Annotated in this window: 31 protein-coding genes; 2 read left to right on the top strand and 29 right to left on the bottom strand. The window is 69.8% G+C overall.

Going from position 1 to position 21,424, the window contains the following annotated elements; genetic code table 11:
* Positions 1 to 21: 21 nt before the first annotated feature.
* The 3 genes from casB to ACH0BZ_RS09495 all read right to left on the bottom strand — a co-directional run bounded on the left by casB (position 22) and on the right by ACH0BZ_RS09495 (position 2,624).
* Entirely contained in the window at positions 22 to 534 is a 513-nt protein-coding gene (gene casB / locus ACH0BZ_RS09505) for a type I-E CRISPR-associated protein Cse2/CasB (RefSeq protein WP_406897984.1), read from the bottom strand.
* Positions 531 to 1,886 (bottom strand): type I-E CRISPR-associated protein Cse1/CasA, encoded by a 1,356-nt coding sequence (locus ACH0BZ_RS09500; protein ID WP_406897982.1) that lies wholly within the window; start codon positions 1,884 to 1,886, stop codon positions 531 to 533. The genes casB and ACH0BZ_RS09500 overlap by 4 nt, the downstream gene beginning before the upstream one ends.
* A gap of 216 nt (positions 1,887 to 2,102) precedes the next feature.
* Positions 2,103 to 2,624, bottom strand: a complete 522-nt coding sequence (locus ACH0BZ_RS09495) for a hypothetical protein (RefSeq protein WP_406897981.1) — start codon at positions 2,622 to 2,624, stop codon at positions 2,103 to 2,105.
* Between the two features lie 1,335 nt (positions 2,625 to 3,959).
* Between ACH0BZ_RS09495 and ACH0BZ_RS09490 the strand changes: the two genes are divergently transcribed.
* Together ACH0BZ_RS09490 and ACH0BZ_RS09485 are read left to right on the top strand one after the other, a co-directional pair.
* Entirely contained in the window at positions 3,960 to 5,855 is a 1,896-nt protein-coding gene (locus tag ACH0BZ_RS09490) for a DEAD/DEAH box helicase family protein (RefSeq protein ID WP_406897979.1), read from the top strand.
* Positions 5,856 to 5,913: 58 nt separating this feature from the next.
* Positions 5,914 to 6,705, top strand: a complete 792-nt coding sequence (locus ACH0BZ_RS09485) for a hypothetical protein (protein ID WP_406897978.1) — start codon at positions 5,914 to 5,916, stop codon at positions 6,703 to 6,705.
* Positions 6,706 to 6,759: 54 nt separating this feature from the next.
* Here ACH0BZ_RS09485 and ACH0BZ_RS09480 read toward each other — a convergent pair whose 3' ends face one another.
* The 26 genes from ACH0BZ_RS09480 to ACH0BZ_RS09355 all read right to left on the bottom strand — a co-directional run bounded on the left by ACH0BZ_RS09480 (position 6,760) and on the right by ACH0BZ_RS09355 (position 21,315).
* Positions 6,760 to 8,031, bottom strand: coding sequence for a hypothetical protein (locus tag ACH0BZ_RS09480; protein ID WP_406897976.1), 1,272 nt, complete (start codon positions 8,029 to 8,031; stop codon positions 6,760 to 6,762).
* 216 nt (positions 8,032 to 8,247) lie between these two features.
* The gene (locus ACH0BZ_RS09475; RefSeq protein WP_406897975.1) at positions 8,248 to 8,586 is read right to left on the bottom strand and encodes a hypothetical protein; all 339 of its coding nucleotides are present in this window, start codon (positions 8,584 to 8,586) and stop codon (positions 8,248 to 8,250) included.
* A 194-nt stretch (positions 8,587 to 8,780) separates the two neighbouring features.
* Entirely contained in the window at positions 8,781 to 9,443 is a 663-nt protein-coding gene (locus ACH0BZ_RS09470; RefSeq protein ID WP_406897974.1) for a hypothetical protein, read from the bottom strand.
* Positions 9,444 to 9,594: 151 nt separating this feature from the next.
* Positions 9,595 to 9,762, bottom strand: a complete 168-nt coding sequence (locus ACH0BZ_RS09465; RefSeq protein ID WP_406897972.1) for a hypothetical protein — start codon at positions 9,760 to 9,762, stop codon at positions 9,595 to 9,597.
* Positions 9,763 to 9,919: 157 nt separating this feature from the next.
* A complete protein-coding gene (locus tag ACH0BZ_RS09460; protein WP_406897970.1) occupies positions 9,920 to 10,273 on the bottom strand; it encodes a hypothetical protein in 354 nt (117 codons plus the stop codon).
* Positions 10,274 to 10,479: 206 nt separating this feature from the next.
* Positions 10,480 to 11,115: a hypothetical protein gene (locus ACH0BZ_RS09455; RefSeq protein ID WP_406897968.1), complete on the bottom strand. Its 636-nt coding sequence runs from the start codon at positions 11,113 to 11,115 to the stop codon at positions 10,480 to 10,482.
* A gap of 136 nt (positions 11,116 to 11,251) precedes the next feature.
* Positions 11,252 to 11,545 (bottom strand): hypothetical protein, encoded by a 294-nt coding sequence (locus ACH0BZ_RS09450; RefSeq protein WP_406897967.1) that lies wholly within the window; start codon positions 11,543 to 11,545, stop codon positions 11,252 to 11,254.
* A gap of 42 nt (positions 11,546 to 11,587) precedes the next feature.
* Entirely contained in the window at positions 11,588 to 11,986 is a 399-nt protein-coding gene (locus ACH0BZ_RS09445; protein WP_406897966.1) for an XRE family transcriptional regulator, read from the bottom strand.
* A 105-nt stretch (positions 11,987 to 12,091) separates the two neighbouring features.
* A complete protein-coding gene (locus ACH0BZ_RS09440; RefSeq protein ID WP_406897965.1) occupies positions 12,092 to 12,301 on the bottom strand; it encodes a hypothetical protein in 210 nt (69 codons plus the stop codon).
* A gap of 71 nt (positions 12,302 to 12,372) precedes the next feature.
* Positions 12,373 to 12,687 carry a hypothetical protein gene (locus tag ACH0BZ_RS09435; protein WP_406897964.1) on the bottom strand — a complete coding sequence of 105 codons (315 nt, stop codon included), beginning with the start codon at positions 12,685 to 12,687 and terminating at the stop codon, positions 12,373 to 12,375.
* Positions 12,688 to 12,780: 93 nt separating this feature from the next.
* Positions 12,781 to 13,233, bottom strand: a complete 453-nt coding sequence (locus ACH0BZ_RS09430; RefSeq protein WP_406897962.1) for a hypothetical protein — start codon at positions 13,231 to 13,233, stop codon at positions 12,781 to 12,783.
* 292 nt (positions 13,234 to 13,525) lie between these two features.
* On the bottom strand, positions 13,526 to 13,909 hold the full coding sequence (locus ACH0BZ_RS09425; protein WP_406897960.1) for a hypothetical protein: 384 nt from the start codon (positions 13,907 to 13,909) through the stop codon (positions 13,526 to 13,528).
* 214 nt (positions 13,910 to 14,123) lie between these two features.
* A complete protein-coding gene (locus ACH0BZ_RS09420) occupies positions 14,124 to 14,402 on the bottom strand; it encodes a hypothetical protein (RefSeq protein ID WP_406897959.1) in 279 nt (92 codons plus the stop codon).
* Positions 14,403 to 14,675: 273 nt separating this feature from the next.
* Complete coding sequence (locus tag ACH0BZ_RS09415; protein ID WP_406897958.1) at positions 14,676 to 15,248, bottom strand: hypothetical protein; 573 nt, start codon at positions 15,246 to 15,248, stop codon at positions 14,676 to 14,678.
* 287 nt (positions 15,249 to 15,535) lie between these two features.
* Complete coding sequence (locus ACH0BZ_RS09410; protein WP_406897956.1) at positions 15,536 to 15,922, bottom strand: hypothetical protein; 387 nt, start codon at positions 15,920 to 15,922, stop codon at positions 15,536 to 15,538.
* Between the two features lie 9 nt (positions 15,923 to 15,931).
* Positions 15,932 to 16,054 carry a hypothetical protein gene (locus ACH0BZ_RS09405; RefSeq protein WP_406897955.1) on the bottom strand — a complete coding sequence of 41 codons (123 nt, stop codon included), beginning with the start codon at positions 16,052 to 16,054 and terminating at the stop codon, positions 15,932 to 15,934.
* Positions 16,047 to 16,325, bottom strand: coding sequence for a hypothetical protein (locus ACH0BZ_RS09400; protein WP_406897954.1), 279 nt, complete (start codon positions 16,323 to 16,325; stop codon positions 16,047 to 16,049). The genes ACH0BZ_RS09405 and ACH0BZ_RS09400 overlap by 8 nt, the downstream gene beginning before the upstream one ends.
* A 176-nt stretch (positions 16,326 to 16,501) precedes the next feature.
* The gene (locus ACH0BZ_RS09395; RefSeq protein ID WP_406897953.1) at positions 16,502 to 17,005 is read right to left on the bottom strand and encodes a hypothetical protein; all 504 of its coding nucleotides are present in this window, start codon (positions 17,003 to 17,005) and stop codon (positions 16,502 to 16,504) included.
* Between the two features lie 208 nt (positions 17,006 to 17,213).
* The gene (locus ACH0BZ_RS09390) at positions 17,214 to 17,645 is read right to left on the bottom strand and encodes a hypothetical protein (protein WP_406897952.1); all 432 of its coding nucleotides are present in this window, start codon (positions 17,643 to 17,645) and stop codon (positions 17,214 to 17,216) included.
* Between the two features lie 87 nt (positions 17,646 to 17,732).
* A complete protein-coding gene (locus ACH0BZ_RS09385) occupies positions 17,733 to 18,164 on the bottom strand; it encodes a hypothetical protein (RefSeq protein ID WP_406897950.1) in 432 nt (143 codons plus the stop codon).
* A 265-nt stretch (positions 18,165 to 18,429) separates the two neighbouring features.
* A complete protein-coding gene (locus ACH0BZ_RS09380) occupies positions 18,430 to 18,909 on the bottom strand; it encodes a hypothetical protein (RefSeq protein WP_406897949.1) in 480 nt (159 codons plus the stop codon).
* A gap of 262 nt (positions 18,910 to 19,171) precedes the next feature.
* Complete coding sequence (locus tag ACH0BZ_RS09375) at positions 19,172 to 19,486, bottom strand: hypothetical protein (RefSeq protein WP_406897948.1); 315 nt, start codon at positions 19,484 to 19,486, stop codon at positions 19,172 to 19,174.
* 184 nt (positions 19,487 to 19,670) lie between these two features.
* Complete coding sequence (locus tag ACH0BZ_RS09370) at positions 19,671 to 20,573, bottom strand: DNA adenine methylase (RefSeq protein ID WP_406897947.1); 903 nt, start codon at positions 20,571 to 20,573, stop codon at positions 19,671 to 19,673.
* Entirely contained in the window at positions 20,570 to 20,836 is a 267-nt protein-coding gene (locus tag ACH0BZ_RS09365) for a hypothetical protein (RefSeq protein ID WP_406897945.1), read from the bottom strand. Before ACH0BZ_RS09365 ends, ACH0BZ_RS09370 begins: the two co-directional genes overlap by 4 nt.
* A gap of 8 nt (positions 20,837 to 20,844) precedes the next feature.
* Positions 20,845 to 21,048 (bottom strand): hypothetical protein, encoded by a 204-nt coding sequence (locus tag ACH0BZ_RS09360; protein WP_406897944.1) that lies wholly within the window; start codon positions 21,046 to 21,048, stop codon positions 20,845 to 20,847.
* 30 nt (positions 21,049 to 21,078) lie between these two features.
* Positions 21,079 to 21,315, bottom strand: a complete 237-nt coding sequence (locus tag ACH0BZ_RS09355) for a hypothetical protein (RefSeq protein ID WP_406897943.1) — start codon at positions 21,313 to 21,315, stop codon at positions 21,079 to 21,081.
* Positions 21,316 to 21,424 lie beyond the last annotated feature (109 nt).

The following is a 21,424-nucleotide window of genomic DNA, read 5'->3' as shown; positions in this document are numbered from 1 at the left end:
CTTTCGTGGGGTGGGTTGTGGTCAGTGTCCGGCCGGTGCCGGGGTGTGGGTGTAGAAGGTGCGGGCCCAGTACTCGCGGGCGCGATCGCGACTGTGTGGCTGGGCCCAGGCAGTCACGGTGTCCACCAGGTCGGACCAGTTGAGGGCGATGTCGTCACGGCGCAGCGCACCGACGATGCCGGCCAGCGCCCGGTCGAGGTCGTCGATCGTGTCCGCGTCCACCAGGGACCGCATCAAGCGGGTGGCGGCGGGGTTGTTCGGCCCGAACGCGCCGTCCCGGCCCACCCGCCGCATCGCAGCTCCCAGCGGAGCCTTGCCGCCGCGCAGACCGCCGTAGCGGGCGGCCATCTTCCCGACGACCGCCCAGTAGGGCCACAGCTGGTCGGGGGCGTCGGCGGTCACGGCGATAACCTCCGGGTTCGGGGTGATCGGCTGCCAGCTGTGCAGCGCAGCCCACTGGGCACCGTTGTCCTTCTCGGCTCGATACAGGCGGCGCAGGAACCGCTGGCCCGGGGTGTCGTCGGTGTCGGTCATGCGGGGGTGTCCTTTCGTAGGCGGGCGGCCACCGCGGTGACCTGAGGGTGTGATCGGGCGGCTGGGGCGACGGCGCGGGCGGCCACGCTGCGCGCGAGATCCTCGAGCCGGGCGGAGGCCTCGTCCGGGGCGATCTGGCCGGCGCAGGCGTCAGTGACGAGCGGATGGGCGGCGAACAGGTACTGCTCGGGGTCGATGCTGTAGCGCTCCACCCACCCGCCGTCCTCGGTGACCGTCTCCCCCGCTGATCGGATTCGTCCCCACACCTGGCGGCGGGCGGTCACGACGTGCTCCAGGAGTTCAGTGACGGCGGCGCGGTCGATGGCAGGGCGCGGCACGATCGCGTGGGCGGGGCCGTCGTAACGGGACTGGAAGAACCGTTGACCGGTCACTCGTATCGCCAGGGGCTCTTCCGGTACCGGGTCGCCGGCCAGGATGCCGCCGTCCTGGTTGGCCCACGCGCGCAGCGCCTGTAGCCACGCGGGACGTACGTTCGCCTCACCGCCGCCCTTGGGGGTGTGCATCTTCCAACAGCCCAGCTCGCCCGACTTGGCATCACGCAGGTAGGTGGCGTGCGGCACCAGCGCCGGATCGGCGCTGTCCCCGTAGGGCACCCCCTGCCCGAGTGCCATCGCATCGACCATGCCGTCGCCGTCGCGGCGCAGCATCACCGCACGCGACGGCCACGTCAACGCGTCCACCACTCCCCCGGCCGGGATCGGCGTACCCGGCTGGGCACCGTCCGGCCAGGTGAAGTGGAAGCTACCTGTCGGGGCGTCGACGCGGTTGACAGCGAGGGTGGCGGCCACCGTGCCCGCGACCCACATCGCCAGCGGGCGCAGCGCTCCCACCGCCAGAGTGCCATGGCGAACGGTCTTGCCCAGCGGCCCGGACGCGGGCATTGGCTGGATGCCGCCGAGGGAGAACTGCTGGCGCACCAGCAGTAGCCGCGCCGCCTCCGCCGGAGTCAGGCGCACCCCGGCCGCGTTGTGCCGGTGGTCGAGGAACGCCGGGGTGCCGCCGCCGGCGGCGTCGTACATGAACTCGGTGACCGGCTTGAACACCAACGGGTCGTCCACTGCGGGCGCTAAGCCGGGATGCTGGGCGAACGGCCGATCCGCGTCGAACAGGTTGAATCGGTCGGCGTGAGCGGCCAGCCAGCCGGGAAGGTCACCGCCGGCGGCGTGGTCGCAGGCCAGAAGGAGCCGCCAGATCGCGGCGTCTTCCAGCACGTTGCCGGTACACACGTCACGCACGGTGCCGGCGCGGGCAGCAAGCTCGGCCAACCCGAGCATCACGGTGCTGCCGTCGTGATCCACCACCGGGATCCACGGTTCGTCCACAAGGTTCATGCCGCACACGCTATCGCCCTGTTCTGACGGTGTAGCACTACTGCCCCCTTCGGGCGCATTTGCCGCGCCACCTGGCCATCAGGCCGGACAGAACCGCCCGGGGGGGCAGGGCCAACCACCTCCCCGCCCTCAGCCGCGAAGAGCGGCGCACACCGCGACGAGCCGCGCGCTTCACCTGCGGGTCGCCCCGCAGTCAGCAGCGCAGCGCCCCACAGATCACACCGGCGTAGACGGGGAAAAGACCGCGTGCATCAGCGGCTTGACTTCCGGGAACAGGTCGGTATCGACGCCGGACTCGCGCACATTCTTGGTCCCGATCACGATCGCACCCAAACCGACAGCGGCGGCGTACCCGTCCCGATCGGATCCCGCCAGCGCCAGAACATCCCCGGAAACCGTGACCGCCTCCGCGGCCAGGGTGTTGGCCAGGTCGCACCAGAGAGCCCCGGCGTTACGGATGCCCGTCGGTACATCGTGGAGGTCACCGCCACCGGAGACCTCCCACTGGGGTCCCCCCGAGCCGGCGACAGAGACCGGGCCGACCCCGATGACGGTATGACCGGTCTGCCAGCCGGTGGACGCTTCGATCAGCCGGTCCAGCCGCTCCACGGTCACGATGCCCGGGCATGCCTGCGCAGCGGCCTCGAGATCAGCGCGGTACGGCTCAGCCGCAGCGCTGACCGCCACTCCACCGTCGGCCACAGCCGACGTCTCGGAGGCGAGTTCATCGGAGGTCACCCACACAGACGCGGCAGCAGCCACAGCCACCAGTGGAGTCGCGACGAGAAGGACTGCCGGGGGACGGGAGGGAGAGGGGGTGCGAGCCATGTGCCATCAGTCCTTCATCGGGTCGAGTTAGCCCCCTGCTCAGCCGGGAGCGATCACAGCGTAAGTGGCCCCCCTGCCGCTTGTGGCAGCCCACAGTGGCCAGATCTCTCCCGGTCTCGACCTCCCGGCCGCCCAACCACATCGGGCGCCACCGGACAGCGCCCAACATCATCGCCGCGACCAGTGAAGCCCCGCGAGTGCGGGGAGAACCACGGGATGGTCGATGCGAGAAGCCTCTGGGAGGGCTAAGCCCCGCGTGTGCGGGGAGAACTGGCCGATAGCCCACCTCGGACACCTCAATCACGGTCGAGCCCCGCGAGTGCGGGGAGAACCGGGCACGCGACCCGAACAGTGCCGGGATCACGGATCGAGCCCCGCGTGTGCGGGGAAGGCAGCGTGAACGCGAGCATTGTTGGATCCACAATCCGGTCGAGCCCCGCGTGTGCGGGGAGGGCTGCGGTGTGCGTAGAGCACGAAGTGCTGAGGTAGGTCGAGCCCCGCGTGTGCGGGGAGGCCCCAACGCGACTCTTCGTAAGCGAACCGTCGGCGGTCGAGCCCCGCGTGTGCGGGGAGGGCGACTCTGGCAGCAGGTCTTCCAACAGGAATCCGGGTCGAGCCCCGCGTGTGCGGGGAGGGCCGCCGAGCAAGACGAGTCCGAGGATCGCGAGTCGGGTCGAGCCCCGCGTGTGCGGGGAGGGCACGTTCGTGACCACCCGGCCCGGAACGGAGATGGGTCGAGCCCCGCGTGTGCGGGGAGGACGTCGGGCCAAGTACAGCATGCGCCGGCCACGAAGGGCGAGCCCCGCGTGTGCGGGGAGGACAGACGGTCCTCCATCGACGCAAACCGCGACACGGGTCGAGCCCCGCGTGTGCGGGGAGGGCGGCACGATCCACGCCAAGGACCTGTCCATCACGGGTCGAGCCCCGCGTGTGCGGGGAGGGCCGTTTGGTGCGATCCTTACGGTATTCGCGGCGAGGTCGAGCCCCGCGTGTGCGGGGAGGGCAGTCTTCGCAGCTCAGACCTGGTGTGAAGCACGGTCGAGCCCCGCGTGTGCGGGGAGGGCACTTGGTGACCAGTGTGGATGTGGCCGCGGGTGCCGGTTTGTATTCAGTTGTCAAGAAGCGGTGGGGTGATGCTCACCGTACCGGGGGTCCTGCCTGTTGTGGTCCTGTCTTTTGTCCACCTTGGGGATCCCGGTTCTGCGAGTGCGGCAGGTGCCAGGGGTGGGTGCGAGACTGGCCTGCATGACCTCGCTTGAGCTTCGCCCCTACCAGCGTCAGGCCGTCGACGAGGCCCACGCCCTGTATGGGGCCGGGCATCGGCGGGTGACGGTGGCGCTGCCGTGCGGCACCGGGAAGACCCTGGTCACCGCCACCGTCCTGGCCGGGCACGAGCGGGTGGTGGTGTTCGTGCCGACGGTGGCGCTGCTGGCGCAGACAGTGGCCGCCTACCAGCAGTTGACGCCGGGGCGGCGGCTAGTCGCGGTGTGTTCTGCGCGGGCCTCGGTGGACCGGTATGCGGGGGATGTCGATCGTGACGAGCTGGAGCTCGGCGACCTGGGCGATGCGCTGGCCGGGGTGGAGCCGACCACCGATCCGCAGGAGATCGCGGCCGCTGTCTGTTCCCCCAGCCCGGTGACGGTGGTGTCGACGTACGCCTCCGCCCCCGTGGTGGCCGAGGCGGCCGAGTCCGCGGGGGTGCGGTGGGATCTGGTGGTGTGCGACGAGGCGCACCGCACCGCCGGGGCCGTCGACAAGGCGTGGGCGCTGCCTTTGGATGAGGAGCGGTTCCCGGCCGAGCGGCGGCTGTTCACGACCGCCACCACCCGGATGGTGTCCCCTCCCGAGGATGAGGAGGGTGGCCAGCCGGTGGAGGTGGCGTCGATGGACGACCCTGCCCTGTACGGGCCGGTTTTCGCGCCGCTGACGGTGCGGCAGGCGATCGACGGCGGCTGGCTGGCCGACTACCAGGTTGCTGTCGTTGCGGTGCAGGATTCGGCCGTGGCCGAGGTGATCGCCCAGGCCAAGCGTGACGGACACCTGCTGGACCGGGATGCCGCGGCCGCGCAGCTGGCGCTTCTGAGGGCCGCCGACACCCACCCCGACCTGGACTCGGTGCTGGTGTTCCACAACCGGGTCGCCCACTCGCGCGCCTGGTGCGCGCAGATGCGAGCCCTGGCCGGGTTGGATCCTGCCGCCCGGGAGACGCGGGTGTTCCACATCGACGCCGGCTCTGCGCCCGGGCACCGCACTGCCGCGTTGAACGCGCTTGCGCACCCACACGGCCGGCTGTCGGTGGTGTCGAACTGCAGGGTCCTGGCTGAGGGGATCGACGTGCCATCGCTGGCTGCGGTGCTGTTGGCGGCGCCGCGCACCTCCAGCCCCGACATCACCCAGATCGTCGGCCGCGCGCTGCGGCGGCACCCGGAGCACCCGGAGCGTAAGGCGCTGATCGTGCTGCCCGTGGTGCAGGATGTCGGGGACACCGCCGACGTTGACACCCAGGTGGCGCGCACCGGCTATGTGGCCGCGTGGCAGGTGCTCACGGCGTTGGCGGAGGACGATCCGCTGTTGTACACGGCGCTGCTGCAGATCCGGGCCGCGGCCGACCTCGGCCAGCCGGCGCCGACGGCGGCGACACAGCGGGTGCAGCTCGATGCTGGCCTGCTGCCAGCGAACCTGGCCGACGGGTTCGCCCTCAACGTCATGTCACGCACCACTTCGGGGCTGGCGTCGACCGCTTACCGGCTGGCCGACTACTACGCCCGTACCGGGTCGGCGTCCCCGAAGACCAGCTACGTCACCGCCGACGGGTTCCCGCTCGGTCGGCGCGTCTCCGATGCCCGGCGCAGCTACCGGCAGGGCCGGCTGCATCCGCGGCTGGTGGAGTTGTTCGAGCAGATCCCGGGCTTCACCTGGGCCAGCCGTCGTGGCCGGCAGGCCTCGACGGTGGAATGGATGCTGGACCTGGTGGAGCGGCACACCCAGATCACCGGGGTCCGCACGATCCAACTGTGGGAGACCACCCGGGACCCGGAGACGGGGCGGCGGATCCAGATCGGTCGGTGGGTGCACGAACCGCCGAAGCTGACCGAACACCAGCGACACCGTCTCGACGCACTGGCCGCGGCCGGCGGCTGAGGTCTCCGACATCACCCCCGGGGAGCGTCCGGTACGGCTACTGCCGAATACTGGCCGGGTGGACTACCAATGGACTTTTGACGATGAGTTTGTCGAGCGTGTCGTGAAACACCTGCTCGAGCACGACCTCACCACCGGCACAACCGACACCAAGCGTTGGCTCGACGCGGCCCCGGCCCTGGCCCGGCGTGTCTTCGGACAGACGCCCGATCCCGATTTCTTCGAGGATCCGGCAGACATCGCCTGGGCGCACTTCATCGCGACGTTCTGGATCCGCCGCCCCGAGCTTTCGCTCGACGACGCTGTGCACCAGAGCACCGATGCTCAGCTGCGGGAGCTCTTCGCCGACTCCATCGAGGACGCTCTCGGCCAGCAGGTCGATGACGCGTTCGGCCCGGCGCAGGCCCGTGAGCTCCCTCCGGAAACGGCGATGACGGCCGTCCCCACACAGGTGTTGGCGCTGCTGCTGGCCGCGTCGGCGGCGCTGCCTCATCTACTTCGCTGCGGGCACCCAGTGGCCCCAGACCCTGCTCTCGAGCAGGACTGCGCGAATCTGGTGAACCTGGCCTCGAGTGGCGCTGTGAGCCTATCGTCGCCCCTCAGCGTCGAAGACAATCTCGGAGCTGTGCTCGTGCCGACGCACATCCTTCGCGACTGCCGCGAGTTCTTCGCCTTGGACAGCCCCGCGATGCGCCTGGCGTTCACCGTCATCGCCGGGCAGGGCGACCCGGACCTCATCGAGGGGCACTCCTACGGCGACTATCTGAGGGATCTTCTTCACCAAGTCGACAACGGGTTCATGCTCACTTTCGGCTCTCCAGACGAGCCTGGTCCAGACGTCACGCCTTAGACGACTCGCCGACGACCTTCCCCGTCAGCAGGTCGCGCAGCCCGGGGTGAGCGGCTATCGAGACTCCTCAGGCCGGGTGAGCTTGGCGCGCACGATGCGGGTCTGAGGCTGGCCCTTGTACTGCTCGTGCCCCTTGACGGTGGCGCGGCTGATGGTGATGCGCTGCCGGTTCTCCAGCGGGGTGCCATCGACGGCGTCGGGCACGGCGCCCTGCCACTTGAGCAGGTGCCCGCAGTCGGTGTGTACGACCAGGAGGGTGACGAGCTTGGGCGGGTAGCCGTAGTCGGATTCCCAGCTGGTGAGGGTGACGATGGTGCCGGTGATGTCGGTGAGCTTGTCGCCCTCTGCGCCGAGGTGGTCGCCGGTCAGGGCGGGCAGGGCGGCGACGGCCTCCTTGCGGCGCTGCTGCCGGAAGTACACCCCGACCAGGGAGACCCACAGCGCGACGTGCTTGGCCGGGATGAACGGCTGCTCGGCAAGGACGCGCAAGTTCTGCGCGTAGTCGGAGTCGCCGAGGTCGGCGACGGAGGCGACCATCGCGTCGAGGTCGGCGTCGTCCACCTCGTCGGCGGCTTCGACGGTGTCGATACGGTAGGCCCGCTGGTCCGGGGTCTCGAAGGACGAGGGCCGCAGGATGGCCCACACGATGTCGGCGGTCGCGGGCTTCTCGTGGATCTCGGCGGTGGTGCGGGAGACGAACTGGCGGCCGCGGTCGGAGACGACGGTGGCCAGGGCGAGGAGCTGGCGGGACTCGAACGCCGCGCACGCCAGCGGCCCGTTGCCGTGCACGTCGCGGTCGTCCAGTCCGTCGAGGGCGTCGTCGGCCCACTGCATGGCCCACAGGCCGGTGGGGCGGACCCCGAGGAACAGGTGCAGGCAGGTGCGGCCGATCTGGCGCAGTTCGCCGGTGTCGTCGTTGCGCACGACGTAGGAATGGGTGCGGGCGCGGTTGAGGCCACAGTGGTCACAGTGGTTCGCGTCGGGGCGCTGCCAGTCCGACAGGTCCGCACCGGGGACGGTGGAGACGATGGCCTGACCGTCGATGATGTCCAGCGACGCCTGGAACGTCCATCCGCCGAACGACAGGGCGGGCGTGTTCAGCGCCAGGCGGACGCGATCTTCGACGTAGGTGACGCCGTCGCGGGTGTAGGTCTGCTCGTAGTAGTCGAGCTCGTAGACGAACCGGGAGTCGATCCCCGCGCGGGCGAGACGCCGGTTCGCGGCGTCGATACGGGACGTGGCCTCCGACAGGGCTGCGACGGGGATGTCCACCAGGGTGCCGTCGGGGGTGTCGGTCTCGGTGGCGGTCATGGCGGTGGCGGTCATGGCGGCTCCTCGTGCTCGTGCGGTCCTTTCCACGCTCTCCCGCCTGCCTGGGGGTGCAGCACTTGCGGGTGGGACTGGTGCACGCGAGCCGCGTAGCGGGTCAAGGCCACAACGCCGGCCGCCGGCCGGGGGTGGCTGGCGGTGACCTTGAAGGGCGGACAGTGCCGGCGCGGCGGCTGGGGGTGGCCCCGCCCGCTGCGGGCGGGGCCGAGGCCGCTACCCGTTGTGGTCGGTGTCCGGGCCGGTCGCCGTGGCGAGCACGTGGCGGGCCGCGACGCGGATGGCCTCCTCGAGGCTGTCGTCGCCGTCGCCGGTTTCCTCGGCCTTGTCGTGGGCAGCGACCGCGTCGGCAAGTCCGTCGAGGCTGTCGGCGAGGGAGGCCAGCAGCTGTTCATGCTCGATGAGCAGGTCGCCGATGTCGTCGTGCAGCTCGTCGTACACCCGGTAGTCGTCATGGAGTCCCCCTTCCATGTCGTTGATCTCGCGCTGGCGGGCAGCGGTGAGCTCCGCGTGCTTGTCGACGAGGTGGCGCAGGGCGGTGATCGCAGTGGTCATCGGGGTTCCCTTCGGTCAGGGTGGGTGAACGAGTCCAGCGTCTCGCGTCGTCGTGCCGATGCAGCAGCCCAGAACTGGCCGGTCATGTCGGCCTGCCAGGCCGCCGGCGGCGGACAGCGCCCAGCAGCGACGCGGGGCCGTCCGGTCGAGGCGGCGGCCCCGCGCCATCGCCGATGGCGGGGTCGCTGGCTGGCTCAGTCGTCCACGACGTACAGGTAGTGCACCTCGCGCAGTTCACGGCTGTGGCCCGGCTCGGGGACCGCAGCAAGGATGGACTCGCGCAGCACGTCCGGCAGAGCATCCGCGGCGTCACCAGCGCTGGCCGCCAGGTCCACGTCGTCGGCGCTGACCCCGGCAGGCAGGGGCACCAGAACCGTGTCGATGCGTCCGGTTTCGACGGTGGCACGGACCATCGGCGTCGGGTTCTCGCCGGTCAAGTGCTCGATCCGGTCGTGCACGGCGACGGCCCCGTAGAAGCGGTGGCCGCAGACCGACTCGACGGCGTCGCTGGCGCGGGAGTCGCAGTAGGCGGCGTAGTTGCCGCCGGCCATGACGTGCTCGCGGACGCGGCCCCATTCGCCGCTGGTGTGGTCGTAGGCGGCCGGTACCAGGATCGGGTGGCCACCTGCGGTGCGGTCGAGCACGACGGCGGGGGCGTCGGGGCGGGCCGGGAACACGCGCGCATCACGCGGGAGGAGCTGGAAGTCGCCGTCGGGGTCGATGGTTCCGACCACTGTCAGGGTGTCGGCGGTGGCGGAGACTCCGCCGAGGGTGAGGTCGCCGTACCGGGAGGGGGCGGGGCGCACGACCTGGAAGGTCAGTCCGTGGGGCGGGGCGGGCTGGTCGGTGTTGCTCATGGCGGGTGCTCCGTTCGGGGTCGATGTGGTGTTGCTTTGACCCTCTCCCCCGCCCCGGCGGGTGCAGCAGGCCCGCGTGTGCGGGCGGCGCAAATGCGGCTCCGCCCCGCACCGGGGGCCGGTGCGGGGCGGAACGAGGTCTTTGGTGGGGTCAGCCGGGCAGTCGGTCGGCGAGGCTGCCGAGGCCGTTCTCGCGCATGATCTGCTTGACGGCGGGCTTGTTCTCGGCGGCCTTCCAGGCGAAGTCCAGCAGGCCCCAGCCGACGATTCCCGAGCCGATGGCTCCGGCCGCGCCGGCGATGATCGCTTCGATTCCCATGATGTCCCCTTCGTGGTGCGGTTCTCCGATGCGTGTGGACGTTCGCCCACACCGGCAGGGACCTTAACAGCGCCTCGTGCCGAGAGGCGGTGGACAGGCGGCGGGGCCGGTTCGGCCGCCGCCCGGCTGGTCGCAGCCGGGCGGCGGTCGGGGCAGGTCAGGAGGGTACGGTCTGGTCGCGGGCGGCGAGCAGGGCGGGCAGGTAGACGGGCATGTGCGCGGCGACGGTCGGGGTCTTCGAGTCCAGGTAGTCGTCGAGGTCGGTGTCGCTGGCCCGCGCGATGACCCCCTGGGCGGGGTCGTGGGTACCGGTGACGAGGCGGTGCAGGGCCACCAGGACGCGGGTCAGGCACACCTGGCCGGGCTGACCGCTGGTGTCTGCGCGGCTCGCCGCGCGGGCGCTGACCTGACAGGCCGCGTCGCGCCACAGGGTCAGGGTGTCGGGGTCGAGGGCGCCCATGCGGTCGTGCAGGGCGAGAGCGAGGGCTTGAGCGCGGTCTGAGTCGTCCATGACGAGGCCGTCCTTCCGGCAGTGGTTCGGGGTGGGTGGTCCTCACCTTCTCCCGCTCCTCGGTCAGTGCAGCAGGGCTCGTGCCTTGGTCGTCGAGGCGGCGTCGAGAGCCGGCCGAGGGGCCGGCGGACAGCGCCGCCCTTTGGGCCCACGGTTGAGGCCCCGGCACCGCGCGGGTGCCGGGGCCTCCTGGAGGCACGTGGTCCTCACCAACGGCCGTACAGGCCGAAACCTCCCCCACCTCGCACCGGACTCGGGTCGCAGCGATGCTCACAGCTGGCCTTCGGCCCGTAGGAGGCGGTGACATAGTTGGCGCCACCACCGGCGAATGTTGACTCGCGGTTGTACTCGTCGTTGCCGACGATGTCGCCGCCCGAGCCGCGGGTCCACTTCACGGTGCGCAGGTGGGCGAACAGCGCCTCGCCGAGCCACGACTCGTGGGCGTGATCGACGGCGTGGTTGTTCTCGCAGACGCTCCAGAGCAGTTCGCGGCCGTCCAGTCGCGCCTCGGCGTCGCCGCAGTACCACGACTTGGTGCGGTTCGTGCACGGCCCCAGGCCGATCTGGCCCCAGTGCTCTGCGGTGGGCTTGCGACCCTTGCTCGCAGAAAGGATCGCCTGCAGCTCGCCGTTACTCGGGGCCTGACGGTCGATGAACATCTTCCACAGTGCCTCGGTCCGCTTGTCCGGCGCGACGTTCTTGAGCTTGGGCCAGACCCTCTCCAGCTGTCTCTTCTGCTCGGCGACGTACTTTGCTTGCGCGGCGTTGAGCGCCTTGCGCAGCCGTGGCACCTCTGCGGTCGGCAGCGCGATGCAGCCTTCTTCCCACTCGTATTTCGACATGTCGGGCCTTCCTCGGGTCGGGTGTCGTGGTCACCGAGGACTCTTCCTTTAGGTCTGTGGAGTGCAGCACGGCTGCGAGCTGCCCGTCGCAGCGCCGGGAGGTGTCCGGCTCGTCTGGCGGCAGGGGCGCCGTGCGTTACCGGCGCCTCCGCTCAGCGAGGGTTCGCCCGTCACGGAAGGTCGGCTTGCCATCAGCGCCGTGGCGGTGGTGGCGGGGGTCGCGGGCGGCTCGACGCAGGTCGGACAGCAGTTCGTCAGCCCGACGTTCACCTAGTTCGGCGACCGCCTGCCGGTAGGCGCCCTGCGTCTCCCAGTCAAGGTCTGGCAGTCCGGCGACAGCGCGGTGCCAGCGCAGCAGTTCGAGGAAGGCGGCGCGGTCGAGCCGGTCGGCGGTGTGACGGATGCGCTCGACGAGTTCAGGCGTGGCCATGTGGTCGGAGGGTAGATCGCAGCTCCGACACTCCCGTGGCGTCTAGAGGCCGCGGGCGGCGATGAGTCCGGCGATGAAGTCGGTGACGCGGTCGGCTTCGGCGTCGGTGAGGTCGAACTCGCGGCCGGCCACGACGGTGCGAGCCGGGCCGAGGGGTTCGAGGCCGAGGAGAACGCGGGTGGTGGCGGTCAGTGCGGCCCGGTCGGCGATCGCCTCTGGGGTGCAGTCGAGGGCAGCGGCGGTCGCCGCGAGCTGGGCGCGGCTGATTGTCGGCGGGTGGGCGGCTCGGCCGCGGGCGGCCGGCACCTGGCCACGTTCCCAGATGCCGAGCTGGCCGGTGCTGACCCCGATCGCGAACGCCGCCTTGGTCTGGTTCAGGCGCCGCTCGGTGCGGACAGCGCGGATCGCACGGCCCAGCGAGCGGGCTTCATCGGGGGTCATGGAAGCCGGTGCGGGCGTGCGTCCGCTTCCTGGTGTGGTGTCCATAGGTCCTCAGAGGTCAGCGATGCTCGCGATGGGGTGCGGTCCGGTAGTGGGCACGATAGGTCAGGTCGTGGTGTCGAGTGCTGCCAGCGCTGCGGCGAGTAATGCGCGGACCCTCTCCCGGGGGCCTTCGATGATGGCTCCGGTGTCGCCGGCGAAGTGCACGGCGACCTCGCCGGTGACCGGCTCGTCGCAGCCGGGGACCTCGGTGTCTTGGGGCAGGATCTCGACGCCGGTGCGGGCGGCGTCGAACCATTCGGTGCGGTAGCTCATAGGGTCCTCGTTTCTCGATGTGGGTCAGCGGATAGTGCGTCCAGTCCCCGCCGTGGCCAGCGGGTCGTCGGCTAGTCGATGGTCTTGGCGATTCGCACCATGTCGGTGATCGTCTCGACGGCGCGGGCGAGGGCGTCCTCGTGTGTCAGGTCGCCGGTGTGCACCTCACGCTCAGCCAGCGCCTCGGATTCACCGTCGCGTTCGACTGTCACGTACACGCAGTCACGGTCGGGTAGTTCGTGGTCACCGTTGGTCGCCAGGACGTTCCTGTCTCCGACACTCACCCACAGGGCGTGGCAGCCGCCTCCGGTGCTGCCGGGCTCGGCGTCGATGCCGTGGGCGGCGAGTGCGGTCGTGATCTCGTGGGAGTAGGTCTCGTTCTTCATGGCGGTGGCCCTCTCTGTCCTGGGCGTGTTTGTCGGTGGTGTTGTCAGGCCCCCGCCGCGAGGGCGTCAGCGACGGGGGCCTGTGCTCGTGGGTCAGTCCTCCCCCGGCAGGGCGAAGGTCAGCACCGGCCGGGCGCCGTCGAGGTGCACCGTGACGACGGCGCGGGCGGTGCGGGGCACCGTGGCCCGGCGGGTGTTGGGGATGCGCAGCAGAGAGAAGGTGACGCGGTGGCCGAACACTCCGCCATGAACGCGGCCGGCACGGTCGAGGGCGCGGCACATGGTCACCACGTCGTGGATGCGGCCGGAGACGTCCTGGTAGGCCCTGTTGTTCTCGTCCCAGGCCGCGAGGTCGTCCCAAGCAGCGCGGGTGAACAGCAGCCGCGGCATCAGTTCCGGGCTGCGGCCGGTTCCCTGCGCGTAGACGGGCGTGGCGTCGATGAGGTCGCCGGCGGCGATGAGGTCGTCGGCGGTGACGGCGTGGATCGGCTCGCCGAACGCGGCGGTCATCTCGTCGCGGGTGCGGGTGTAGGTCGTGGCGTCCATCTCGGCCTCCCTGCCTCGTCGGTGCTGTTGGCGTGCCTCTACTGTGCGGGCGGCTTGTGGCGGTGCAGCAGTACCGCACGCCGCCTACGGGGCTGCCGGTGCGGGCGCCTGTCGGGGGCGTGGTTCCGGGGATCCAGGGGGAGGTAGTCGCCATCGCGTTCCAACCGGCCCTTCCGCACTCGGGTAGGGGTCGCTTCTCGCCGGGCTGGCCCCCGCGCTGCGGCGGACAGCCCGGTGATCGGGGCGGGATGTGCGCCGGCTCCACGATGTCGGCGGCGGAGTCAGCAGCCGCTTAGCGCCGTCGCAGGAGCAGCCCGAAGTCGGCGGCGGCCTGGGTGACGAGGGCGATGCCGGCGCTGACCGGAATCTCCGGCCGGTGCCGGTCGCGTTCCTCGGGACGGTCCGTCTCGGGGTGTGGGTAGATGCCGTCCCAGTCCTCGCAGTGCTCCCAGTTGGCTTGCACTTCCTCGAAGGTCTGAACTCCGTTGACGTCGAGGTACAGGCCCGCCTCCGGATGCTCGACCAGTGAGTGGATCCACGCCCCGTTCTCGAAGCCGATGTATACCCGCTTGAGGTGGTAGCGCTCGGCCAGCGCGGCTGACAGGTGGTCGCAGTCGCAGTCGGTGAAGACCTGCACGACCACGTCGCCATAGTCCTTGCTGGTGGTGGCGTTCATGGGTGCGCTCCTGGCGGTGGGGGCTGGTGACCTAACCCTCCCCCGGTCTCGTACCGGTGCAGCAGCCTCGGTCGGGCCTCTGTGGGCAGTACGTCGATCTCCTGGTCGCGTCGCCCGCCGGTCGTGCGTGGAGCGGGGGCGGACAGCGCGATGTTTTCGGCGAAACGACGAACGCCCCGCCTAGACGGGGCGGGGCGCGCAGTGTGTGGGGGGGTTAGGTGAGCGGGTGGCGGCGATTGCCGTCGAGGACGGTGCGGATGAGTCGGCGGTCCTCCGCGGTGCACTCCTTGTGGGTGGCGAGCGTGCGCAGGGTGCGTTCGCCGGTCTCACGGGTGCGGGGGTCGTCGCTCATGGCCGCGTCGAGCGCCCACATGAGGCGCTTCCAGAACCGGTCGGCGGCTTCTGCGCGGGCGCGCTGGCGGAGGGTGGCCAGGACGCCGATCAGGCCGAGGATTCCGACGAGGATGGTGGCTGCGGGTGCAATGAAAGTCATGGTCTTGCTCCTATCGAGTGGGTGGCTAACTACCGCCTCTACATCTGTAAAGGTACTTTTAGGTTACCAGGGCTGTGTGATACCACCCCGCCGGTGCAGCAGACCATCACGCCACCATCAGTTCCAGACCAGGCGAATCAGCGGACAGGGCGAAACCTCACATCCGGCCCGTCCCCTGCTCCCGCCGTCGCACCTCCCGGCGGCAGTGGACTCGCCGGGCAGCACCCATCTCAGGGGCAGGCCGGAGCCCGCCTGGCGGGTTCAGATCCAGGGTCAGAGCACGGTTATCCAGACGTGGGTTGTTCTGTAGCTGTCCCCGACCGGTGCCTGGTGCGCGATCTCGTATATGCCGGGCGGTGGCGGGTAGGTCAATTTCTTGGCCACATTCAAGTTCGTCGCGCACACCTGGAACTCGCGCCTACCCCTCGGCGAGATGACTACGCTCCCGCGAACATCTTGCCGAACGTAGTCATCGCCATCCCAGATACGGCCCTGGACACCAGGATTATCAGGCGTCACAAACGTCCAGTCCTTTGCGTGCACTCTCACTGGAACCGCCGACCGGCTCTCCATCGTGACATCGGTGCACAGACCCCCATCCAGGTATAACGGCCCTATCGACGTCGTCAGCCAGTCTTGGACGATCGGTTCGCTGATCGGTTCGACTGTCCACCCTTCCAATTCCGCTGCTCGCAGCTCCCCGAGCCTCTCGTCGAGCTGATCTTGGCGGGCTTGAGCGAGTTCCGCCTGGGTGGGGGGTTCGGGCTCTGCCGACCAGTCTTCCCCGCACCCGGTTAGGCCCATGACCGAGACTAGGAGAATGGAAACCACCCCGCGAAGTGTCATGTCGTGGAGATTAGGCCGCCCATGATCGCCACCGGCGGCAGACAGCCCTATCCCCTGGCAGGCCGGCGGGCACGTCGCAGCCGATAGTCGGACAGCGCGGCTTGGTTAGCGAACGACGGCGTGACGACCTATCTAGTTCTTCACGCGAACGTAGGGGTTCCCCCCAATCAAGCGCACCACTTCCCTTCGCAGGGAGGCGCCAGGAGACTACGTGCAAACGCACCACCAACCGGGGAGCGCCCTGCCGGGGACGGGCTGACCCGCCCCCGGCGGATGGTGGCGCCTAATCAGAAGGCGAGGGTGTAGATGTCCTCCAGGGGCACCTCCTTGCGCTGGGTAGGCGTGGTGCCCTGCTGGCCGCCGACGAAGACCGCGTTGCCGTCTGCGGTGAGGGCGACCAGTTCGCCGGTCAGCCGCATCCAGTCCGAGTCCACGTCGCCGCACTCGGCGTCCAGGTAGTCGATGGTCACGCGCATCGGGGCGTCGGTGAGAAGGTCCCGCATCACGGCGACGATCACCGGATTCATGGTTGCCTCCCACTCCCCCGGCTCGTGGCGCAGGAGTGCACCGCACTCGTCGGGGTTGTCGGCATCCTCCTCCAACGCGATCGGGCGCAGGTCGTCCGGCTCGAGCCGGTCGGTGGCGTCGATCGGAGTGATCTTCGTGGGTGCCATGGTGTGCTCCTAGTCGTCGAAGTAGTTGAGGTCGTCAGGTTCGTGCCGGTCCTGGCGGTAGCCGTCGTCGCCGCCATCGTCACGGTCGAAATCGTTAACCCAGGCGGGCTCGTAGTAGGAGTCGCTACTCACTTCCCCCGCCCTCCTTGGCCGCCCGGAACGTCGAGACCATCTCGACGCAGCGCCGAAACAGGTCCTCGAGTTCAGTAGGCGAACCTTCAATGACCACCGGTCCATCGTCGGTGGTGATCCTCAGTCCCAGACCGGCTTCCACGTAGGAAGCACCGGCCAACTCTGCGGCCACGTCGCCGGTGTCGTGCCACTGGCCGTCGGAGTCCTGGCCGTACTCAAGCAGGCTGGGCGCAGCCATTTCCGGGGTGCTCCACGAGGTGGGGTAACTCACGCCGTCACCACCTGCCGAATCGCGGCCGAGAGCGCGTCCCGACCAGTGTCGGTCACGTCGATCATGGTGTCGCTCCTTCGAGGTGCGGATGCGGATTGGGTGCCGCTACGATCCCGTGCCCCGCCGTGGGTGCAGCAGGAGCCGGCGTGCGATCGAAGCGTGTTGTAGCCGCCGGGTCAGGCCGCCAGCGTGGAGATCTGGTCAGCGGTCTTGCGGTGCTTCGCGGCGAGCGCGAACGCGCGGCGGATCGCCGGGCGTGCGGGCCCGTCGTTCTTCCACTCCGGCAGCGGTCGCCCGGCCAGCCGGTCGGCCCGCTGAGCGAGCAGCGCATCCTGCAGGTCCACGGCGTTACGCAGGTCGCGGCGGTCGATGTAGCCCGCGAACTCGCCCATGAGGTCACGCTCGATCAGCGCCTGACAGTCGCCGTGCCAAGAGGCCGTGCGGGTCCCGTGGATGCGGGCGCGAAGCCGCTTCGCCAGCCGGACCAAAAAGTCAGCAAACGCAGTCTCCTTGGCCGCCCGGATCTCCGGCGGCACCGTGTCAGGGTCGAAGTGCCCGTCGCAGAGAACGTGGTAGCCGGTAGCCGGGTCTACGCCGATCACCTCGTTGTGAGCGTTCGCCGGGGCGGGGGTGAGCAGGCTCGAGTCGCGGAAGATGGCGGGAAAGTGGTGGCTGGGCATCGCTGGGCTCCAATCGGTCGTGGGGTGGGCTGTTCGATGCCTCGACCCTCTCGTGCCCGACGCCCGGTGCAGCAGACGGTGCAAACACTCCCCGTGTGCGCCGGTCACCACCCTCGAGTGGCCGTCCGGCGGGCGGGCGGCGACGCCGGACAGAACCTGCCGGGTGCGCCGGCCGCCACCCGGCACCGCCGGGCGGCAGCGAGGCCGGCTAGTGCAGCGCGCGGGCCGCGTCGGCGAGGATCTGGTTCGCCGCGGTGACGACCTGCTGCGCGTACGCCTCCACCGTGCCGGGGGTGCCCGGGGCGAGCAGGTCGTACGGGTGGGTGATGTACCGGCCGAGGACGATGCCCTCCACCAGCACGGTCAGGGTGAACCCCTCCGGGTCCATGATCCCGTCGCTGTCCGCGTCGAAGTGCACGTCCACCCCAGCGTGAGTGCAGCCCTCCCAGGTGAGCCCCCCGTCCCGGGCCAGGGTGCGGATGAACTGGAACAGTGAGGCCAGAGTGTTCTCCTGCTTGTGCCACGAGCCCTGCTCGACCGGGTTCCAGTCGGCGGGTTCACGGATGGCTGCGACGCAGTCCGCCAGTTCCTGGCGGGTTTCATCGTCGAGGTCTTCGATGCTGGCGGTCAGGGTGCGCATGTCGGGTTCCTTCCAACGGGGCGGGGTGGGCTTGTGGCCTCCACTGTCTCCCGCGCCCTTGCCGTTGCAGCACCAGCCAGGTGTAGGTCAGCGGACGTCGGCCCAGTGCCCCGTCTCGTCGGCGAAGACGTTGGTGCGGGCTCCGAGGTCTCCGGCCAGTACGAGGAACCCGTGGTCCTCGACGTAGCCGGTGAACTTCACGCCGTCCCCGAGCTGTGCGATGACGGTCGCGTCATCGGCGACGGTGACGCTGTTGCCCCAGGACGAGTTCGCGACGACGTTGACAACGCCGTCACCGACGACCCGTAGGCGGGGCAGACCGCTGCGCACCTCGATGGTCACTCTCGCGGCCTTTGTGCTGCGTACCTCCAGGTGTGCGGTGCACCCGTCGGGCTCGCGGGTGTTGGTGGCGTCCAGCAGAACGTGGCGGTCCTGCCGCTCCGTCAACGGTTCCGCCAGGAGCCGGCGGGCGTCGGCGTAGGTGTCCGGGTACTGGCGGGCGGCGGTCGGTGTGGTCACGGCGGGCCTCCTGGGGTTGGGGTGTGTTCCCGTCCATGCTTTCGCGACCGCGCGGCGATGCAGTAGGCGCGCATCGGAGGGCCCGGCCGACGACGCCCTCGCGCTCGTCCAGGAAGCCCAAGGTGGCCAGATGGAACGGCGACTGGGACAAAAGAATCGGCCGGCTCAGCAAGAATCTGACCTGCCCGCACGCGGTCGACGGACAGCCGCGGGGTCGAGCGGGCCTTCGGTGGCCGCACCGCGAGGGATGCGGCCACCGCCGGGGTCAGGACTCAGCGGGCGCGGTTCGCTCCAGACTCAGAGAGGGAACCAGGCTCATCGCATCCGCGTAGGGGAACTCGTCCATCGGCAGGTCACCCCAGGAGGGTCCGCCGTAGAGGGCGACGCGGTGACCGGCGACGTCGATCTCGGAACGGTGGCGGCTGTACCCGGAGACGTAGTCGATGGCCTTGGTCCAGAACTCCTCGACGGCCGCGGTCACCTTCGGGTCGCGGGCCAGTGCGTCGATCTCCTCGTCGTCGAACTCGTCCGGAGTCTGGCGCATGTCGTCGAACAGCGGCGAGGCGCCGGTGAACCCGGCCTCTACCCACATCGCGGTGGTCAGCTTGTAGCGGCCAGGCAGCGCGTCGATGTGGCGCCGGTAGGCGTCGACCACGGCCGCACGGTTCGCGTCCTCGTCGTACGGGCCGTCCGGGTAGTCGATGTCGGGCACCAGGTGCGCGGTGATGATCAAGTGGGCTCCCATATCGGGCCTCCTCGGGGTCGGGGTGAGTATGACGGCCCCAGTCTCGGGAGTGGTCGCCGCGGCGCAGCAGTCCGCCGGGCTCGCCCCCCGGATCGAGCTTCCGGTGCCTCGGTCCAGCTCAACCGCGGTGTTGGCACGTCGCCACCCTCGTCGCAGGTCGTGCTTGAACCGCCACCGCGAGGACGCCGACGGAGCGGACAGCGACACCTCCCAGCGCACGCGACCTGACCGCCACGCCCCGGCAGCGGTCAGGTCGCGAATTTCAGGCGGTGCGGGTGATGGCGACGGACTGCGCGTCGGTCTCGACGGTGATCGTCGCGTCCACGGGCATGCGGTTGACGATGTCGCCGAGCGTGGCCGTGACATCGTCACGGTTGAACACCACGCCGTACAGACCCGCGAGGGAGAGCACCTGCCGCCACTGCTCGTCCAGGTCGGTGAAGACCGAGTTGATGGCGGTGCGGGCGTTCTCAATGCCGGTGGCGGAAGTGAACGCGGGCATGTCGCCGAAGTCCGAGTGGGAAGGGTCGGTGATCGTGCCCTCGAAGAAGAAGGTGCGGGTGTCGGTGGTGTCCATGGCGGGCTCCTCGTGCTCGGGGTGGGCTGGTCTGGGTGCGTCCTCGACTGTGCCCGCGGTTCGTGGCGGTGCAGCACTTCGGCCGCCGGCGCCAGCCGGCGGCCGAAGCTCTGTCCTGCTGGCCGCACGGCCTGGTGCCCGGACAGGGCGGCGCCCCTTTCCCACCCCGCGGGAGGGGTAGCGGTCAGGCGACCTGCCAGTGCCGGCCCTTGCCCAGCGGATGTTCGGTCGGTGTGGCGAGCCCGTCAGAGATCACCAGGTACTCGGTGCCGATCTTCTGTCGGTTCGCGGTGTGTGGGCTGTCGAACTCGAGCACAGTGTTCCGCGGGTAGAGCTCGAGGACGCCCGGGTGGGCGTCGTAGGTCAGTACCCACGGCGCCGGGCACGCCTGCAGTGCCGTGGCCAACCGCTCGTGACACTGCGGCTGCATGCCCTGGGCGTAGAGGCGGTTGCCGACGCCGAGGTAGGGAGGGTCGACGAACAGGAACACCTCGTCCTCGATGCCGGAGCCGGTCAGATCCTCGATCCTCTCGATGCCGTCTCCTTCGAAGACGCGGAAACGGCGCCCGAAGGCGGCGACCGCGCGGATCCTGTCCGCCAGGCGCCGACTGGGGAACCTCGACTCCACCGTGTAGCGGGCCGCCTGCTGCCGGCCTCCGATGGGGCCGACGTTGCCCAGCACCATCCCCGAGCGCGAGCAGCGGTTGACGATGAACGCCGCGTAGCCGAGCTCGTCTCGGTCGATGTCGTTCCCTGCGAGGGCGGCGGCGACGATCTCACGGCTGTGCAGGAACAGTTCCAGGGTGGGTGTGGTGGCTTCGACGCGCGCGGCGAGCCGTCCGTCGTCGGCCATGATTGTGGTCCAGAACGCGGCCACCGCCGGGTTCGCTTCGACGATCCACGCCTCGGGCACCTCGTGCGCCTCCAGCGCCATCAGGGCGGCGCCGGCGCCGCCGCCGAACGGTTCGATCCACACCTCCACATCCATCGGGCCCAACAGGTGGTCGAACACCTCGACAAGCCAGCCCGTCATGCGGACTTTGCCGCCCGGGTAGCGCAGCGGCGACACCCACCGTGGGGCGGTCACCGCGGGCTCTTCTCTTTCGCGGAGGCTTCGCCGGCGGCCCGCGCGGCGGCGAGCACCATCCGCCACGAGGTCAGGTCGATGCCGTGGAAGCTGCGGTCGATGGCGCCCTTCTCGGCGGCGGCCTCCTCGCCGCGTGCGTTCCGCTGCAGCGCGTACTGGATCACCATGGTCGTCTTCCGATCGTGGAATCCGAGTGCGCGCAGCTTCCGCAGCCCTGCGTCGATGTCCACGCGGTCCACGTCGTAGCCAGGGACTCGGACCACCGGCCGGTTCACTGGCCGGCCTCATCTCGCAGGCCGAGTCGCTGCATGATCTGCTCGTGGACCTCCTGGCGCGGGCCAGTGGGGTCGGCGCTAAGGAACGCGATCAGGTTTGCCGTGCGCTGCTCGTAGGTCAACGCGAACACGGCATCAGTTGTCGATGCGAAGTTGGGAGTGACACTGCCGTACGGGTTGCCGGGCAGGTGAGGGCTCATCGGTTGTCTCCTGGGGTTGGTTGACGGTCTCTAGGACTGTCCGGTCTGGTCCTCCAGAGCGCGTCTCATTTCTGCGAGCGCGTCCATGGCGGCCTGGTGCGCGATACGTAGCGCGAACTCGGCGCGGACCATGGAACGCCCACCCTGCGCGTAGGCGGCTCGGCGCACCACCCGTTCCACCTCATGCAGCCGCATCGCCGCCTGGTGAACGTCTTCGACGTGCGTGTCCGAGATACTGCGGTCGTTCTCGTTCTGATCAGTGTTCACCGTGCCTCCTTCACCTGGTGTGTGCCTCCATCCTGTGGCCTACTCAGATCGGTGCAGCACGCCAGCCGAAGGCGCCCCGGTGGGGGCCAGGCCTTTCGGTAAACAGCAG

Source organism: Dietzia sp. 179-F 9C3 NHS, assembly GCF_045369825.1.
Lineage (GTDB): Bacteria > Actinomycetota > Actinomycetes > Mycobacteriales > Mycobacteriaceae > Dietzia.
Note: the sequence above shows the minus strand (reverse complement) of the source record. Positions and strands in the feature narration are given on the sequence as shown.

Excerpts from the sequence above, each read along its gene's own strand:
- ACH0BZ_RS09410 (WP_406897956.1), bottom strand. The coding sequence starts at position 15,922 with ATGGCACCCACGAAGATCACTCCGATCGACGCCACCGACCGGCTCGAG.
- ACH0BZ_RS09445 (WP_406897966.1), bottom strand. The coding sequence starts at position 11,986 with ATGACCCCCGATGAAGCCCGCTCGCTGGGCCGTGCGATCCGCGCTGTC.
- ACH0BZ_RS09460 (WP_406897970.1), bottom strand. The coding sequence starts at position 10,273 with ATGGACGACTCAGACCGCGCTCAAGCCCTCGCTCTCGCCCTGCACGAC.
- ACH0BZ_RS09360 (WP_406897944.1), bottom strand. The coding sequence starts at position 21,048 with ATGAGCCCTCACCTGCCCGGCAACCCGTACGGCAGTGTCACTCCCAAC.
- ACH0BZ_RS09465 (WP_406897972.1), bottom strand. The coding sequence starts at position 9,762 with ATGGGAATCGAAGCGATCATCGCCGGCGCGGCCGGAGCCATCGGCTCG.
- ACH0BZ_RS09450 (WP_406897967.1), bottom strand. The coding sequence starts at position 11,545 with ATGGCCACGCCTGAACTCGTCGAGCGCATCCGTCACACCGCCGACCGG.
- ACH0BZ_RS09395 (WP_406897953.1), bottom strand. The coding sequence starts at position 17,005 with ATGCCCAGCCACCACTTTCCCGCCATCTTCCGCGACTCGAGCCTGCTC.
- ACH0BZ_RS09435 (WP_406897964.1), bottom strand. The coding sequence starts at position 12,687 with ATGAAGAACGAGACCTACTCCCACGAGATCACGACCGCACTCGCCGCC.
- ACH0BZ_RS09480 (WP_406897976.1), bottom strand. The coding sequence starts at position 8,031 with ATGACCGCCACCGCCATGACCGCCACCGAGACCGACACCCCCGACGGC.
- ACH0BZ_RS09375 (WP_406897948.1), bottom strand. The coding sequence starts at position 19,486 with ATGGACACCACCGACACCCGCACCTTCTTCTTCGAGGGCACGATCACC.
- ACH0BZ_RS09500 (WP_406897982.1), bottom strand. The coding sequence starts at position 1,886 with ATGAACCTTGTGGACGAACCGTGGATCCCGGTGGTGGATCACGACGGC.
- ACH0BZ_RS09390 (WP_406897952.1), bottom strand. The coding sequence starts at position 17,645 with ATGCGCACCCTGACCGCCAGCATCGAAGACCTCGACGATGAAACCCGC.
- casB (WP_406897984.1), bottom strand. The coding sequence starts at position 534 with ATGACCGACACCGACGACACCCCGGGCCAGCGGTTCCTGCGCCGCCTG.
- ACH0BZ_RS09380 (WP_406897949.1), bottom strand. The coding sequence starts at position 18,909 with ATGGGAGCCCACTTGATCATCACCGCGCACCTGGTGCCCGACATCGAC.
- ACH0BZ_RS09470 (WP_406897974.1), bottom strand. The coding sequence starts at position 9,443 with ATGAGCAACACCGACCAGCCCGCCCCGCCCCACGGACTGACCTTCCAG.
- ACH0BZ_RS09425 (WP_406897960.1), bottom strand. The coding sequence starts at position 13,909 with ATGAACGCCACCACCAGCAAGGACTATGGCGACGTGGTCGTGCAGGTC.
- ACH0BZ_RS09455 (WP_406897968.1), bottom strand. The coding sequence starts at position 11,115 with ATGTCGAAATACGAGTGGGAAGAAGGCTGCATCGCGCTGCCGACCGCA.
- ACH0BZ_RS09430 (WP_406897962.1), bottom strand. The coding sequence starts at position 13,233 with ATGGACGCCACGACCTACACCCGCACCCGCGACGAGATGACCGCCGCG.
- ACH0BZ_RS09415 (WP_406897958.1), bottom strand. The coding sequence starts at position 15,248 with ATGACACTTCGCGGGGTGGTTTCCATTCTCCTAGTCTCGGTCATGGGC.
- ACH0BZ_RS09490 (WP_406897979.1), top strand. The coding sequence starts at position 3,960 with ATGACCTCGCTTGAGCTTCGCCCCTACCAGCGTCAGGCCGTCGACGAG.
- ACH0BZ_RS09475 (WP_406897975.1), bottom strand. The coding sequence starts at position 8,586 with ATGACCACTGCGATCACCGCCCTGCGCCACCTCGTCGACAAGCACGCG.
- ACH0BZ_RS09420 (WP_406897959.1), bottom strand. The coding sequence starts at position 14,402 with ATGACTTTCATTGCACCCGCAGCCACCATCCTCGTCGGAATCCTCGGC.
- ACH0BZ_RS09440 (WP_406897965.1), bottom strand. The coding sequence starts at position 12,301 with ATGAGCTACCGCACCGAATGGTTCGACGCCGCCCGCACCGGCGTCGAG.